Below are 14467 nucleotides of genomic sequence, written 5' to 3'. Positions count from 1 at the left end.
CCTTTTAAGGGGCAAAGCAACAGCCCCTTTTTCTTTTACTCCATTTTTTAGAGATTGTTTTTAAGGTTAAATCATCAAAATATACCTCTTTTTTGTCAAAACAGGTAAACGATCGGTAACTGAAATTAAAAATTTTAAGCTTCATATTAAATTTTATTGATTATAATCGTTGTCACAAAACCTTAAAAGGAGAAAAAATGAAACTAACAAAAATTAGTTTAGCCGCTTTGGTTGCTTTAGGTGCATTTTCAAGCGTAGCAAGTGCTACTCCACTTGAAGAAGCTATAAAAAATGTAGATCTTTCAGGATTTGCAAGATATAGATATACAAACAATAAAAGAACTGGTGAGTATTCTAATACGAAAGAAAAGTCTGGCTCATTAGCTGGCCATAACTTTAAAATGGTGACAAATTTTAAAGCTGCCATTGATGATAACTTCTTTGGCGTTATTGGTTTAAGATATAACGCTACTGATAATTCTGGTGACAATACTCAGAACGATCAAGGTAGTAAAGGATTTGGCACAGATAAAACTAATACAACTGAGCCATTTAGAGTTCATCAGTTCTATCTTGGCTATAAAGCTGGAAACACTACTATAACAGCTGGCAAACAAGAGATCGGCTCATTCTTTACAGATGACGCTATCGGTACTGGTGTAAGAGTAGTAAATGAAGACATCGAAGGACTAACACTTACTGCTTTGGCTTTTGACGCAATTGAGGGTGATAGTGTTGAAAGTGATGGCAAGTTGTATGAAATTACAAATTATTTAAATGATTATGATGCAGGTAATCTATATGCAGCTGGCATCGCTGGTTCATATGATCCTATCAATTTCCAACTATGGTATGCTAGCCTAACAAATCTAGCTGATCTACTTGCAGCTGATGTAACTGCAAACTTTGCTATAAATGATGATGTTAGCTTAGGTGGTAGAATCAACTATGTTAATAGCACAGTAGACGTAAGCGCAAAATCACACCTATCTGAAAGAATAGCTGCATCTAATGGTGTTGCAAACTACAATGATGGTAACTTTTATGCTGGAGAACTTACAGCTTCACTATTTGGTCTTGATGCTAGATTAGGCTATATGGGTTGGAAAGTTCAAGATAAAGGTGTAACATCATTTGTTTTTGAAGATAAAGGTAGCCTAATAGATGTGGGTGAGCTTACACTTGATCCAACATGGGCTGATGGTAAAGCTAACTTAGTATATGCTACAGCTGGATATACATTTGATAAATTTACAGTTGGTGCAGATTATATAAAAGGTCATATTAAACATGCTGCAGCTGCTGGTAAAAATGGCAAAGAAAAAGTTGAAGAGATCACTCCAAGATTTGCTTATCAATATAGCAAAAAGCTAGAATTTAGCTCATACTATGCGTTTAGAACTTCTAAATTTACTGATCAAGACAAAAAGAAAGAAGATCAATTCAGATTTGAAGCTAAATACTCATTCTAATCGTAGCTCATTAATCAACTTATGATATAATCCCGGGTCGGAGCGATCTGATCCGGGATTTTTAAATTTAGAGCAAAATTTCAAGGAAAATTATGAAAAGTATTAAAATTTCTTTTTTGGCGTGTTTTTTGGTGGCAAATGCCTTTGCAGCTTCACAAGTCTACTATATAGAAGCTCGTGGTGAGTTTGGTAAAGAACTTGCTGAAATGGCAAAAAAGCAGGCTAATGATAGAAATGAAAAAGTAAATGTCTATGTTGATGAAGATCCAAGACGCTATAAAGATAATAGAATTTTAAAATTAGGCGTTGATAGGAAGGGCAGATATAGTGTTTCTTTGGGTAAGGAGCTTTATGAAAAGCAATGTGCTAGCTGCCATGGTGAAAATGCTGATAAAAGACCATTTGGTTCAACGCCTCTAAAAAATATGGATGCTAAGGATATTGAAGATAGCATCATCTCTTATAGAAGTGACTCAAGTTTTGGTGGAAGCGGCAAAAATGTAATGCAAAACCAAGCTAAAATTCTTTCAAATAATGATCTTGGTGCGATTCTTGCCTATCTAAAAGGCAAAGATGCTTTTGCTGAACAAGACACAAATGAAAATAAACCGGTCTCTACTCAAACAAAGCAAGGTAGTTATTTAAGATAAGTTTCACTTTGATAGCTTTGTCATAATATAAATAAAAGGAAGCAGATGTTAAATCCAAAATCATTATTTTTAAGTATGGGTTCAGCTATCGTTTTGATGATAATCTTTGCCATAGCTAGCGGAGCCGCTACGATAATAGAAAGTAAAACTAGCACAGAAGCTGCATGGTACTATGTTTATGGTGCCAGCTGGTTTGTGCTCATTCAACTACTTCTTGGCATAAATTTGACCTATAATATCTTTAGATATAACTTAATCGATCCCAAAAAACTTCCTTCGCTTATCTTTCATCTTGGTTTTATAGTTATCTTAATCGGTGCTGGAATAACAAGATATCTTGGCTTTGAGGCTGATATGCATATAAGAGAGAAAACTCAGTCAAATATCGTTACGACAAAAATATCCTATTTAAATTTAACCGCATTAAACGATAATGGAGAAGAGATAAACGCTGCTTTGCCACTAGGAATTTCTGATGCAAAAAAAGGTTTTGATCTAAAGCTAAAAATAGCAGATAATGAAGCTAATTTAAAATTTAAAGAATTTGTGCCAAATGCAAGTTATAAGTTTGTGGATGATAAAAATGGGCAACCAGTAGTGGAATTTGTGGTTTCAAACGAGAGTGAAAGTGAAGAAATTTTCTTGTTAGAAGAAGAGGAAGCAAGGGTTGCAGATATTAGTTTTATCTTTAATGCTAAGCCAGACGAGAGCAAAAAATATGTACTTTTTAAATTAGTGGACGGAAATTTCACAGTTACTTCAAATACTGATCTTTCAAAATTTACAATGGGTGATAGTTCAAAAACTGAGTTAAAAGCTGGTAGCGTAAATGAATTTGGCATGGGTAGTCTTTATACTATTTCAAATATAAATTTTGCTCCAAGATTAGTTTCAGCTCATGCCTCAAGGAAGCTAGTTAGCACAAAAGATAGCGAATTTAACGCCTTGATAGCTGAATTAAATTATAAAGGCGAGAGTAAAGAGATGCATATTTTTTATAACCTAACAGAGCCTTCACGCTTGGCTGTGGCTGGACAAAAATTTAACGCTTCATGGGGTGCGCAGCAAGTTAAACTCCCGTTTAGCTTATACTTAAAAGACTTTGAGCTTAAAAGATATCCCGGCTCAAATTCGCCTATGAGTTATTCAAGTGAAGTTATTGTAAAAGACGATACAAACATATCGGGGCTTGACTATAAAATTTATATGAATCATGTGCTTGACTATGATGGTTATAGATTTTTCCAAAGTTCATACGATACAGATGAAAAAGGAACGATTCTCTCTGTCAATAAAGATCCAGGCAAGATACCAACTTACATTGGCTACTTTTTACTTGGACTTGGCTTTGTGTTAAATGTTGTAAATCCTGGTAGCCGCTTTAGAAAACTAGCTAAGTTAATAGATAATGAATCAACAAAAGGTGGTAAAAAGGTTGTTGCTATTATTGCCATTATGCTTTTAAGTTTAAATTTTAGCTCATTAAAGGCTGAAGACTTTTTGCCTAATATCAGCAAAGAGCACACACAAAAGCTTTCTAGACTTATTGTGCAAAGCTCAGATGGTAGAATGAAGCCATTTGACACTCTTAGCAAAGAAATTTTAAATAAAATACATAGAAGCGAGAACATAAATAGCCTAAACTCGAATCAAGCTATGCTTTCAATAATGGTAACGCCTGATTTTTGGCGAAGTGAAAAAATTATCTCACTTGGGCAAAGTAGGGAGCTAAAAAAAGAGCTTGGCATAGATGAAAATGCAAAGTATGCAAGTTTTAATGATTTTTTTAGAGCCACAAAAGATGGCGGAAGTGAATATAAACTCACAAAATTTGCTGAAATTGCTAATCGTAAGCATCCTGGATCACGCAATACATTTGATAAAGATGTGATAAAGATCGACGAGAGATTGAATGTTTTTTATATGATATTTATTGGTGAAATTTTTAAAATTTTTCCAAAACAAGATGACCCATCAAACTCTTGGTATTCGCCTGCTAGTGCAATGATGTACTTTCCGCCTAAGGAGGCCGATCTAGTCATTAATATGATGAGAGAGTATTTTGCAGCAGTTGATGCAGCAACAAAAGATAATGATTGGAGCAAGGCTGATGCCGCACTTGATAAAATTTCAGTCTATCAGCAAAAGTATGGTTCTGCTGTAATGCCAAGTGAAGAAAAGATAAATATAGAAATTTTGTTTAATAAAATTCAAATTTTTGAGCGATTGACGCCGATTTATCTTTTGGCTGGCCTAGCGCTTTTATTTTTTGTTTTTGTCAAGATGCTAGCTCCAAAGGTTCAGATAAATGGCATTGTAAGAGTTGTGTACATTATAAATTTACTAGCTTTTCTTGCCCACACTGTTGGACTTGGACTTCGTTGGTATATTGCTGAACATGCGCCTTGGAGTAATGCTTATGAATCGATGGTCTATATCGCTTGGGCTCTAGGACTTTCTGGTATCGTCTTTGCAAAACGTAGCCCTATCGCTCTTGCTCTTACGTCAATATTGGCTGGTGTTACATTGTTTGTTGCGCACCTTAGCTGGATGGATCCACAGATCACTACACTTGTACCAGTGCTTCAAAGCTACTGGCTAACAATACATGTTTCTGTCATTACTGCAAGTTATGGATTTTTAGGGCTTTGCGCGTTACTTGGTGGCTTTACACTATTGCTTATCATTTTACAAAATAAGAAAAAGCCAAATCCAGAAATTTCTCGCAATATCCTCGAAGCTACCCGTATAAATGAGATGGCTATGATACTAGGACTTAGCTTGCTTACTCTTGGAAATTTCCTAGGCGGTGTTTGGGCGAACGAGAGTTGGGGCAGATATTGGGGCTGGGACAGCAAGGAGACTTGGGCGCTAGTTTCGATACTTGTTTATGCCGCAGTTCTTCATATAAGATTTATCCCAAAACTAAACAACCAGTATGCGTTTGCAGTGGCTTCATTTTTTGCTTATTGGTCGATTATTATGACTTATTTTGGTGTAAATTTTTATTTAGCTGGCATGCACTCGTATGCAGCTGGCGATCCATTGCCAGTGCCTGATTTTGTCTGGATTAGTATCGTGATAATGGTGCTTATGAGTGTTTTAGCATTTACAAAGCGATCACTTTGCTCAAGGCTTTAGATGCTAATAAAAGGTCTAATAGTTTTCTTTATTGTATTGCTATTAATTGCAATTTGTGTGTTAATCTATATACTTTTAAGAAATAGGGATTATAGCACCGAAACAAAGGAACTTGCATTAGAAAAAGAAGAGATAACGATCGAAAAGCTTGAAAAGCTTGCGGGTGATAATAGTTTAAGTAAAAACGAGCTTTTCGAACTTATTCAAATCTTTGTAGGAAATTTTAGTATACCAGCCAAAAATAACCAAATCATGCCAAAAGAAGCAAATAACTATATAAATTTCATAATTTTAATCTGCTCTCATAAAAATTCTGATGCGAAGCTCATTAGTTTTTTGGACAAAGAAGCTAAAAAGAAAAACCCAAGCTACATTGTCGAAATAGAAGAGAGTGAAAAAATTGGCATAGAAAATCGCAAAAATCGTAGATAAATTTATTCAAAAAAGTGTAGTTAAAATATCTTAAAATTAAGTTTGGTATAAAATGAGTTCTTATGATATTGATTCTATGTACGTGATATTTCTTATTTTCTTTTTAATCGTATTGCCTATATTTTTGATAATTCCTGCAGGTAGATATAATATAAAGGTTTATGCGAGTAAATTTGATCTAATCGGACTTCATCTAATTTTTCCAATCATTATATTACCTACTTTGGTAAGTGCTTTTATTTTAGTTTGTAACTTTTTAAATATTTCAGATTATACTGGTTTAAGCTTTGTTTTCTATGCTTTTTTGATTCTAATGATAGCTTATATAATTTATGGTTTTTATGTTTGTATCAGATATAACTACGGCTTTTTTCATTGTATCGTAGCGCTTTTTTTAAGATTTAATTATGTTACCCAGCTTGTTTATCTACTCTTTTTAGGTGGAAAAAATTACAAAGATGACGAAGGGATAACCTCTAAAAATATTAAGGGCTTAAATCTTTTTGATCAGTTTAGATTTTCTATTTATAATTTAATTGCTATTAGAAACTAAAAGTATTTTAAGAGCATTAAAGGTTTTGCAATTAGAGAAAATGCCAAAAAGCAAGAGAAATTTTTATATTTAGCTTTTGCTTAGTTTTTATATCTTTCTTATCTTTAAAATTTTAGTCCAAAGCAGGCTTTTGTTTTGTCTTATCGTTTTTAAGCTTATCTTTTTTGGCTTCAAACTCAGCTATTATATTTGCATCAGGAAATAAATATCCATCCTCAACCATCAGATCAACTGCTTTTTTAAACATAGGCAAGGCACTTTGAGCACCGAAGTAGTAGTAAGGTCTTTTAGGATCCCTTGCTAAAACGCCTATTGTGTAGCTATTGCCTCTTGTGTCGTTCACAAAGCCAAAAAATGAGCCATTGTAGGTGTTGCTATATCCACCACTACCTGAAGCAATGTGTGCAGTTCCAGTCTTGCCACCTATCTCAAGTCCTGGCGTAAAGGCTTTTAGTCCAGTACCTTTCTCAACCGTTTTTATTAAAATTCTCTTCATTATCTTTGCGGTCTCTTGTGATATAACTTGAGCTGGCTCGGACTTTGGCAAATCGTATCTTTTTCCATTTCTCTCTAAGTATGCAACCATGTGAGGAGTAACTTCAATGCCTTTATTATTAAATGTATTATAGGCTTTTAAAAGCTGCATAAATGTAGCTTGCAAGCCGTATCCATAGCTCACAGTCGCCTTATATGTCGATGAGTTTAGCTTTGTAACTGTTGGCATCATACCTACTTGCTCGTAAGGTAGATCTATGCCAGTCTTTCTTGAAAAGCCAAAATTTAAAAGGCCTTGATAAATTTGTGGACCATTTAAACGTTCAACAAGTTGAATCATACCGATGTTTGAGCTATGTACGATTATATCTTCAGCACTCATAAAAGGCTCTGGATGGGTATCTTTAATTATCCTTTTACCAAGTTGATATCGGCCATTATAGGTATTTACAAGCTCAAATGGATTTACTTTCTTCTCCTGAAGTAAGATGGAAAATATAAATGGCTTAAAAACTGAGCCAACTTCATAAGCATATTCACTAACGGTCGAATTTAGAGCGCTATAATCTTGCTTTCTTATATTTGAAGGATCATATCTTGAGCTAGAGGCTAGAGTTAAAATTTCTCCATTTTTGCTATTCATTATACAGATGACTAGCTCTTTTGCATCTAGAAATTCACGCTTTTCATCTAAAATTTGCTCTAGTTTTGTTTGAAATTTTAATGGTATAGAAAGCACCGCATTGTAGCCATCTACTCTTGTTGCTAAATTTGAGTCGCTTGTTAAAATGATATTATTTCCAATATCGCGAGGCCCTAGAATTTTTGCATTTTGTATAGGAGCTAAATAATCTTCATAATATCTCTCAAGACCTTTTACGCCTTTGCTTTTTGTAAGCGCGTCACTTTCAGTTTTGCTCACGTAGCCAATAGCTGGTGTGAGGGCATCTTTTGACATAAATTTACGATTTTGGCCGCTCTCCATTACTCTCATGCCCTGAAATGAAGCAAGTCCTGTTTTTGGATCAAGGTATGAAACCAAAATGCTCTTGCGATTCAGCTTTCTTGAGAGCTCTTGAAGGTATGTAGCACCCTTTGCATCAATACTATATGAGAGTGTAACGATACCTTTTGTGTCATTTATAATCTTTCTTACTTTGTTTGGATCGTCGCCGCTGTAAAGCGAATATAGTTTGATAAACATCTCTTTTTTATTAGGATCAATATTTCTAGTGTCAAGCATTACTTTGTAGAGTTTTTGACTTGAAGAGATGCTAAAGCCATCTTTTGTGATTATATTACCACGAATTGCTGTGTTTATATCGCTTGTTTGAAGTCTAGGAAGCTTGCGCTCGATACTTGCTCTATAAAATATGACAAGCACAAATATTGAAATTCCAAAAGTAATTAATAAAAAAAGTATGGTTATTTTTGATTTTCTGGAATTCATTAATGACTTAAATTTGTGTTCTAGAAATTTCTTTATAAGCGCTTAGTGCTTTGTTACGAATTTCTAGCATAAGCTTCATGCTGGTCTCTGCTTTACCTATCGCAATAGCAGCTTGGTGAAGATCTTTTACCTCGCCAGTTGCAAGATCAGCTATGGCTTTATCAGCGTTTATTTGAACCTTGTTTAGCTCTTTTAAAGAGTCGTTTAGAGCATTTTCAAAGCCGCCTTCTTCGCCTGCTTTTGCTATTTTATTTGAATTTTCATTTTTATGTATTTTGTCTAAATTTATACTATTTATCATTATGCTTGTCCTGAAATAAGTGATATTGCACTTTGTGCTATTGTTTTTGCGTTTTGAAAGGCTGCCACATTTGCTTGATATGCCCTTGTTGCTTCAAGTAGGTCAGACATCTCGATGACTGGATTTATATTTGGAAATGCGACGTAGCCATTTGCATTTGCGTCTGGATGGCTTGGATCATATTTTAGCTGAAAGTCCTTATCGTCACGCACCACTTTATCCACGATCACGCTAGTTAGGGCAGGGTGAGCGTTTCTTGGTGAGCTTGGGTCGTCAAGCGGATTTTCATACTCGAGTAGACTTTGTGAGCTTTTAAGCTGATCGTTTAAAATTTTATCAAAATTCATCTCTTTAAAGATAACCTCTTGCCTTCTATAAGGGCCACCTTCAGCTGTTCTTGTGGTTTGAGCGTTTGCTATGTTTGAGCTAATGACGTTCATCCTGAAGCGTTGCGCACTTAGTCCATATCCACTAATATCAAAATCATTTAAGTATGACATCATCTCTCCTAGTTCTTAGCACTTGCGTCTATTACGCTTTTAAAGATATTACTTTGAGCCTTATAGGCGTTATCAAGGGCGTTTATCATAACTGTGTTTTTACCCATTTCTGTTGTTTCTACGTCAAGATCGACTGTATTTGCGTCGTTTCTAGCCATATGACCATCACGCAAGAAAATTTGAGCTGTGTCGCTTTTTGGAAAATCAACCGCAGCCATATGTGCTTCGTTTGTCTTAGCAAGCTGTAGTTTTTTTTGGCTTGAAGTGTTATAAATTTCATTTGCTTTTTCTTTTAAAACATCTTCAAATCTTATATCTCTAGCTTTATAAAATGGTGTATCAACGTTTGCAAGATTGCCAGAGATTAGTTTTTGGCGTAGTTCTCTGCCTGCAAGAGCTGATTCAACAAGAGGGCTAGATTTTGATTTATCTAAAACAAACATTTAAAATCCTTATGAAATTTCACATTTTTATAAGCAAACGATGTTCCAAATATAGGGCAAATTTATTTTGTCTAATAAATTTTTGCCAGATCTTCTTTCATTTTTGTGACTTTTATACCACCAAGATAGTATTTTACCCCGTATTGTCCGCTATCTACGTCTGTTAAAATTTGATATTCGCCATTTTTTATCACTACTTTAAAAGGTAGTGCGATCTCGTGTTTGTATTCGATGTCTCTTACGATCTGCTCGGCAAGTCTATCATTTATCTTTTGATCGTTTGTTATGAAATAGTAGGCGTTAAATTTTTGCATAAATTCGTGCAAAACATACTCATTTGTGACATTTTCAAAATGAGTTAGTCCAATTAGTGTAAATTTATCTTTATTTTCAAGCTGATATTTTGTAAGCTCAGCTGCCTCTTTTTGACAAGGCGGGCAAAATGTACCAAAAATATCGATCATTAAAACTTTATTTTCATCATTTTTGATAGCAAAGCCATGATTTTTTCGAACTAAAGTAAGCTCCTTGCCGCTTACATCTACAAGCTTAACCTCTTCATTTGGACTAAATTCTTTAAAATTTACACTACTGCTCTCATCTTCACCACAACCAAAAAGAGTAAATAAAGCGATTATTAAAACAAGCAAATTCTTCATCTTATCCCTTAAATATATCTTTTTATGGCAGCTCTTGCCTCTTTGTCTGCCTCGCGTCTTTTTAGAGTCTCGCGTTTATCGTGTAAATTTTTACCTTTTGCAAGGGCTAGTCTTGCTTTTACGATGTTTTTATCGCTTAGATAAAGTGCTAAAACAACTAGAGCAAGCCCATCTTGTGAGACTTGACCGAAAATTTTATCGATCTGCTTTCTATGCATCAAAAGTTTTCTGGCTGCTCGTTCATTTGGACGAAATGCGCTGTGTGTAGTCTCAAGATAGCTGATATGAGCGTTTAGTAAGAAAAGCTCACCCTTTATGACACGCACAAAGCTATCTTTTAAATTTGCTCTACCAGCCCTTAGAGCCTTGACCTCGCTGCCTTTTAAAACGATGCCAGCCTCAAAGGTTTCAAGTATGCTAAAGTCATGCAAAGCTTTTTTGTTTTTTGCTAGATCTTTTATCAAAATTTTACCTTTTATTTTATGCTAAATACGCTACTGCCGCTGCCACTTAGAAATTTATCTTTAAACTCATTCATCTGTGGATAGAGCTTAAAGCATGGGGCAAAAAGATCGTTTAGTTCCTCGTTTTTATAAATTTCAACTAGCTCTTTGCTCTTTAAATTTTGCATCTTTTTTGCAGCATTAACGTCTATGTATTGTAAGAAATTGCTTCTAAATTCTTGATAAACCATCGGTGTGGAGCAAAAAACATTTGGCGTGAAAATATTTAAATCCGGCACTTCGTCATCAAATTTTTCTATGATCTCACCTATACCGCTTACATTTGCTGCCTTGTAGCCACTTACGAAAAAAGCTACATCTGCGCCAATTTTAGACGCTATTTGCATCAAATTCTTGCGTTTTATATTTAAATTTAGTTCGTCATTTACCATTAGCAAAAAGGTGGCGGCATTTGAACTACCTCCACCAAGGCCCGCACCAATTGGGATATTTTTGTTGATGATGATTTTGTGAGAGCTAAAAAACTCGTCGAGCTCATTTGAAAAGCCAGCTTTTTTTAGCTCGTCTATCGCTTTTTGGATGATGTTATCTTTTATATCGTGGTTATTGCATTCTATGGCAAATGAATTTGACTTTTTAAAATAGATTTCGTCAAAAAGCTGCTTACAGAGGATAAAACGCGATAAAATTTCGTGGTAGTTGCCTCTAGTACCAACTATCTTTAAAAATATATTTATCTTTGCAAAGCTTTTCATTTCTCAATTTTTTTAGCTAGCTCGTGGATATCGGCTTCACTTGCAGTTTTTGTGGCATGGATATTTTCATTTTTGATATCATTTGCTAATTCGCTTCTTAGTATCATTGTATTTCGTGGCGCTTCGATACCGAGTTTAACGGTATTTTTTGAAATATTTACTATGACAACTTTTATGTCATTTCCTATTAAAATTTCTTCATTTTCTTTTCTTGCTAGGATTAACATTTTTCAACCTTATTTAGAGTGTAATTTATAGTATCATCCGTGATTTGGATTACGCTCATAAATTTATCATAATTTAGCAAATAAATTCCTTGCTTTTGTGTTTCAAAATCGTTAATTTTTAATTTCTTACCATCAAGAATATCGTTTATATCCCCAAAGTATGTATTTCCCTGAATATTTAAAAAATCACAAATATTCAAAAATTTTTCATTTTCGTAGCAAAATTTACCTTCACTTATCCTTTTTAATGAGCTTAAAGTTACATTATAACCAAGCTTTTTTCCAAAAATTTCTGCATACGAACGGATATAACTTCCTTCGCTTACGCTTAGACGAATAGTTAAAAATGGGTGCGAATAGTTTAAAATTTGGCTATCAAAAATTTCCATCGTTTCTGTCTTTAGCTCAAATTCTTCGCCACTTCTAGCTAGCTTATAGGCTCTTGTGCCATTTACATGCTTGGCGCTAAATTTTGGTGGGATGTAGCTTATCTTGCCAGTTAGCTCGCCTCTAATGGCTTCAAGTTTTTCTAAATTTAGCTCTTTTACATTTGAAATTTCAGTGATATTTTCATTATCCATGCTAGGACTACTTGCCCCTAGCCAGATCGTAGCTTCATAGACTTTTGGACTTTTATCTAAAAATCTAAAAAATTTCGTATATGAACCAAAGGCAACGATGAGACAGCCGCTAGCAAATGGATCAAGCGTGCCTGAAAATCCAGCTTTTTTAACGCCGTATTTTCTCTTTAGTCGCCCTAAAAAGTGGTTTGAACTCATGCCAGCTGGCTTATTTGCCACGAAGATGGCGTTCATACGGCCTTTTCCACGAAGCTTGACATTATTTCTCTTACATTGCCACCAAAATTTATAGTCAGTTTAAACTCTTTTTTGATCTTGCTAACCGCGCTCACCCTGCCAATACCAAAAATTTTATGCTTAACCAAGTCGCCTTTTTTAAATTCATTACTCTGTTCAATGACTAGCGAGCCATGCGTGATACCGCTCTCACTTAAAAATCTGCTTTTATTTAGCCTCGTGCGCTGACCTTTGTAAAAGCGCGAATTTGCAAAGCTTAGACTAAGTGTTTTTTTGGCTCTTGTTATCGCCACATAAGCAAGTCTGCGCTCCTCTTCGATATCGCTTCCATCGCCAATTAGCGGAAAAAATCCCTCTTCAAGGCCGATCACAAAAAGGTGCTCAAACTCAAGTCCCTTGCTCGCATGCACGCTCATAATACTTATAGCCTCATCGCTAATGCCGTCTTGCTCGCTTGTTAGCGTGATCTCGTTTAGAAATTCCTCTAGATCAAAGCTTGGATTTTGCTTGATCTGATCTTTTAAAACAGCGTAAAACTCATCGATATTTGCCGCTCTTTCAGCACCATCTGGCAAGCTCTCGTAGTATTTTTTCACACCAAATTTAGCTTCAAATTTATCTATTAGGTCAAAAACCGAGCTGCTTTCTTGAAGCTCTTTTAGGTTGTTTGCAAACTCAACAAGAGCTGATTTTACTTTTTTGCTAAAGGCTTCGTCGTTATCAGAGATGTTCGAGATTGCCTCGTAAATGGAAATTTTACATTCAAATGCCATTTTTTCAAGCTTATCAAGACTCACTTTGCCCAGTCCTCGTTTTGGGCGATTGATGATGCGCCTTATTGAAAAATCATCGTTTGGATTATTTATAAGCCTTAGGTAGCTTATGATATCTTTGATCTCGGCTCTTTCGTAAAATTTTACGCCACCGACCATTTTATAAGCGATCTGCTCTTTGTTTAGCCCATCTTCAAGCGAGCGAGAGAGCGCATTTATGCGGTATAAGATCGCGATATCTTTTGCTTGCACGCCTTTGCTTAAAAGCTCTTTTATGTTTTTTGCGATCTTGCCAGCCTCGACGCTCTCATCAAAACTCTCTATCAAATTTACTGCTTCGCCTTCGCCTTTTGTGCCCACAAGCTTCTTGCCAAGGCGGTTACGGTTATGATCTATCAGCTCGTTTGCAGCCTTTAGTATCGCCTCGCTTGAGCGGTAGTTTTTCTCAAGTCTAATGATCTTTACGTCTTTAAACTGATCTTTAAAATTTAAGATATTATCGATCTTTGCGCCGCGCCAGCCGTAGATACTTTGATCATCATCGCCTACGACGCAGATGTTTTCGTGACATAGACAGAGCTTTTTTAGCAGTTTATACTGAAGGTCGTTTGTGTCTTGATACTCATCGACCATTATGTATTTGTATCGGTTTGAAATTTCTCTAGCAAGCTCTTCGTTTTCGTCTAAAATTTTATATGTAAGCCCGAGCAGATCGTCAAAATCAACAAGGTTGTTTGCCTTTAAATAGTCCTCATATTTTTCATAAATTTGAGCAGCTTGTTTGTAAAAGTTATCCTTGCTTTTATCGAAAGACGAGAAATTTGCGTTTTTGTAGATCTCTTCGACGCTTAAAAGTGAGTTTTTGTAGTTTGAAATTTCACTTGATAAAATCGCCGTGGCGACTGGACTTTCAAAGCTTTTGATGATGCGTTTTTTATCGTCTGTGTCGATTATGACGAAGTTATTTTTTCTGCCAAGCTTTTCAATGTAAAGCTTTAAAAACAAAAGCCCGAATTTATGAAAAGTGCAAAGTAGCGGCGAATAGTTTTTGCCGCTTTGGCTTAGCATCACCATGGCTCTACTACGCATCTCGTTGGCGGCTTTGTTTGTAAAAGTAAGAGTTAGTGTATTTGCCGCATCTATACCGACCTCGCCGATGAGGTAGGCAAGCCTAGTTGTGATGGTCTTTGTCTTGCCGCTGCCAGCTCCTGCAAGTATGAGCATCGGACCATCTATATGAGTAGCTGCTTCACGCTGAGATTCGTTTAAATTTGATAGTAATTTTTCCATTTTTTGCTTTTTAAATTTTCTTTTGATTTTAGCCAAAAATGCTT

15 protein-coding genes are annotated in these 14467 nt (G+C 35.4%); 5 read left to right on the top strand and 10 right to left on the bottom strand.

From position 1 onward, the window contains the following. The first annotated feature begins 197 nt into the window (after positions 1 to 197). The 5 genes from CYP54_RS08490 to CYP54_RS08470 all read left to right on the top strand — a co-directional run bounded on the left by CYP54_RS08490 (position 198) and on the right by CYP54_RS08470 (position 6248). A complete protein-coding gene (locus tag CYP54_RS08490) occupies positions 198 to 1472 on the top strand; it encodes a major outer membrane protein (protein WP_103604919.1) in 1275 nt (424 codons plus the stop codon). Positions 1473 to 1564: 92 nt separating this feature from the next. Further along, positions 1565 to 2122 (top strand): c-type cytochrome, encoded by a 558-nt coding sequence (locus CYP54_RS08485; protein WP_087578611.1) that lies wholly within the window; start codon positions 1565 to 1567, stop codon positions 2120 to 2122. 45 nt (positions 2123 to 2167) lie between these two features. After that, positions 2168 to 5263 (top strand): cytochrome c biogenesis protein CcsA, encoded by a 3096-nt coding sequence (locus CYP54_RS08480; protein WP_103604918.1) that lies wholly within the window; start codon positions 2168 to 2170, stop codon positions 5261 to 5263. Positions 5264 to 5320: 57 nt separating this feature from the next. Next, the gene (locus CYP54_RS08475; RefSeq protein WP_258033724.1) at positions 5321 to 5695 is read left to right on the top strand and encodes a fatty-acid--CoA ligase; all 375 of its coding nucleotides are present in this window, start codon (positions 5321 to 5323) and stop codon (positions 5693 to 5695) included. Positions 5696 to 5747: 52 nt separating this feature from the next. Continuing rightward, positions 5748 to 6248: a hypothetical protein gene (locus tag CYP54_RS08470; protein WP_258033723.1), complete on the top strand. Its 501-nt coding sequence runs from the start codon at positions 5748 to 5750 to the stop codon at positions 6246 to 6248. A 112-nt stretch (positions 6249 to 6360) separates the two neighbouring features. Here the strand turns inward: CYP54_RS08470 and CYP54_RS08465 are convergent, their stop codons facing one another. The 10 genes from CYP54_RS08465 to CYP54_RS08420 form a co-directional block, all read right to left on the bottom strand. Further along, the gene (locus CYP54_RS08465; RefSeq protein WP_103604916.1) at positions 6361 to 8193 is read right to left on the bottom strand and encodes a peptidoglycan D,D-transpeptidase FtsI family protein; all 1833 of its coding nucleotides are present in this window, start codon (positions 8191 to 8193) and stop codon (positions 6361 to 6363) included. A gap of 7 nt (positions 8194 to 8200) precedes the next feature. Beyond that, positions 8201 to 8494, bottom strand: a complete 294-nt coding sequence (gene fliE, locus CYP54_RS08460; protein WP_103604915.1) for a flagellar hook-basal body complex protein FliE — start codon at positions 8492 to 8494, stop codon at positions 8201 to 8203. Then, positions 8494 to 8994 carry a flagellar basal body rod protein FlgC gene (flgC, locus tag CYP54_RS08455; protein ID WP_054196420.1) on the bottom strand — a complete coding sequence of 167 codons (501 nt, stop codon included), beginning with the start codon at positions 8992 to 8994 and terminating at the stop codon, positions 8494 to 8496. The genes fliE and flgC overlap by 1 nt, the downstream gene beginning before the upstream one ends. Before the next feature lie 8 nt (positions 8995 to 9002). After that, the gene (flgB, locus tag CYP54_RS08450) at positions 9003 to 9437 is read right to left on the bottom strand and encodes a flagellar basal body rod protein FlgB (protein WP_054196421.1); all 435 of its coding nucleotides are present in this window, start codon (positions 9435 to 9437) and stop codon (positions 9003 to 9005) included. Between the two features lie 71 nt (positions 9438 to 9508). Beyond that, complete coding sequence (locus CYP54_RS08445; RefSeq protein ID WP_103604914.1) at positions 9509 to 10096, bottom strand: thioredoxin domain-containing protein; 588 nt, start codon at positions 10094 to 10096, stop codon at positions 9509 to 9511. 8 nt (positions 10097 to 10104) lie between these two features. Beyond that, positions 10105 to 10557, bottom strand: a complete 453-nt coding sequence (gene smpB / locus CYP54_RS08440) for an SsrA-binding protein SmpB (protein WP_103593362.1) — start codon at positions 10555 to 10557, stop codon at positions 10105 to 10107. Between the two features lie 14 nt (positions 10558 to 10571). Further along, complete coding sequence (locus CYP54_RS08435) at positions 10572 to 11315, bottom strand: 4-(cytidine 5'-diphospho)-2-C-methyl-D-erythritol kinase (RefSeq protein ID WP_103604913.1); 744 nt, start codon at positions 11313 to 11315, stop codon at positions 10572 to 10574. Beyond that, complete coding sequence (csrA, locus tag CYP54_RS08430) at positions 11312 to 11542, bottom strand: carbon storage regulator CsrA (protein WP_021090864.1); 231 nt, start codon at positions 11540 to 11542, stop codon at positions 11312 to 11314. Before csrA ends, CYP54_RS08435 begins: the two co-directional genes overlap by 4 nt. Then, positions 11536 to 12357, bottom strand: coding sequence for a tRNA pseudouridine(55) synthase TruB (gene truB / locus CYP54_RS08425; protein ID WP_103604912.1), 822 nt, complete (start codon positions 12355 to 12357; stop codon positions 11536 to 11538). The genes csrA and truB overlap by 7 nt, the downstream gene beginning before the upstream one ends. Continuing rightward, positions 12354 to 14423: an ATP-dependent helicase gene (locus CYP54_RS08420; protein WP_103604921.1), complete on the bottom strand. Its 2070-nt coding sequence runs from the start codon at positions 14421 to 14423 to the stop codon at positions 12354 to 12356. Before CYP54_RS08420 ends, truB begins: the two co-directional genes overlap by 4 nt. Between the last annotated feature and the right edge of the window lie 44 nt (positions 14424 to 14467).

Source organism: Campylobacter concisus (assembly GCF_002914005.1).
GTDB classification, from domain to species: domain Bacteria; phylum Campylobacterota; class Campylobacteria; order Campylobacterales; family Campylobacteraceae; genus Campylobacter_A; species Campylobacter_A concisus_N.
This window is presented reverse-complemented; position numbering and strand designations above follow the sequence as displayed.

Excerpts from the sequence above, each read along its gene's own strand:
- fliE (WP_103604915.1), bottom strand. The coding sequence starts at position 8,494 with ATGATAAATAGTATAAATTTAGACAAAATACATAAAAATGAAAATTCA.
- CYP54_RS08485 (WP_087578611.1), top strand. The coding sequence starts at position 1,565 with ATGAAAAGTATTAAAATTTCTTTTTTGGCGTGTTTTTTGGTGGCAAAT.
- CYP54_RS08435 (WP_103604913.1), bottom strand. The coding sequence starts at position 11,315 with ATGAAAAGCTTTGCAAAGATAAATATATTTTTAAAGATAGTTGGTACT.
- truB (WP_103604912.1), bottom strand. The coding sequence starts at position 12,357 with ATGAACGCCATCTTCGTGGCAAATAAGCCAGCTGGCATGAGTTCAAAC.
- flgB (WP_054196421.1), bottom strand. The coding sequence starts at position 9,437 with ATGTTTGTTTTAGATAAATCAAAATCTAGCCCTCTTGTTGAATCAGCT.
- CYP54_RS08420 (WP_103604921.1), bottom strand. The coding sequence starts at position 14,423 with ATGGAAAAATTACTATCAAATTTAAACGAATCTCAGCGTGAAGCAGCT.
- CYP54_RS08465 (WP_103604916.1), bottom strand. The coding sequence starts at position 8,193 with ATGAATTCCAGAAAATCAAAAATAACCATACTTTTTTTATTAATTACT.
- CYP54_RS08470 (WP_258033723.1), top strand. The coding sequence starts at position 5,748 with ATGAGTTCTTATGATATTGATTCTATGTACGTGATATTTCTTATTTTC.
- flgC (WP_054196420.1), bottom strand. The coding sequence starts at position 8,994 with ATGTCATACTTAAATGATTTTGATATTAGTGGATATGGACTAAGTGCG.
- CYP54_RS08445 (WP_103604914.1), bottom strand. The coding sequence starts at position 10,096 with ATGAAGAATTTGCTTGTTTTAATAATCGCTTTATTTACTCTTTTTGGT.
- csrA (WP_021090864.1), bottom strand. The coding sequence starts at position 11,542 with ATGTTAATCCTAGCAAGAAAAGAAAATGAAGAAATTTTAATAGGAAAT.
- CYP54_RS08490 (WP_103604919.1), top strand. The coding sequence starts at position 198 with ATGAAACTAACAAAAATTAGTTTAGCCGCTTTGGTTGCTTTAGGTGCA.
- CYP54_RS08480 (WP_103604918.1), top strand. The coding sequence starts at position 2,168 with ATGTTAAATCCAAAATCATTATTTTTAAGTATGGGTTCAGCTATCGTT.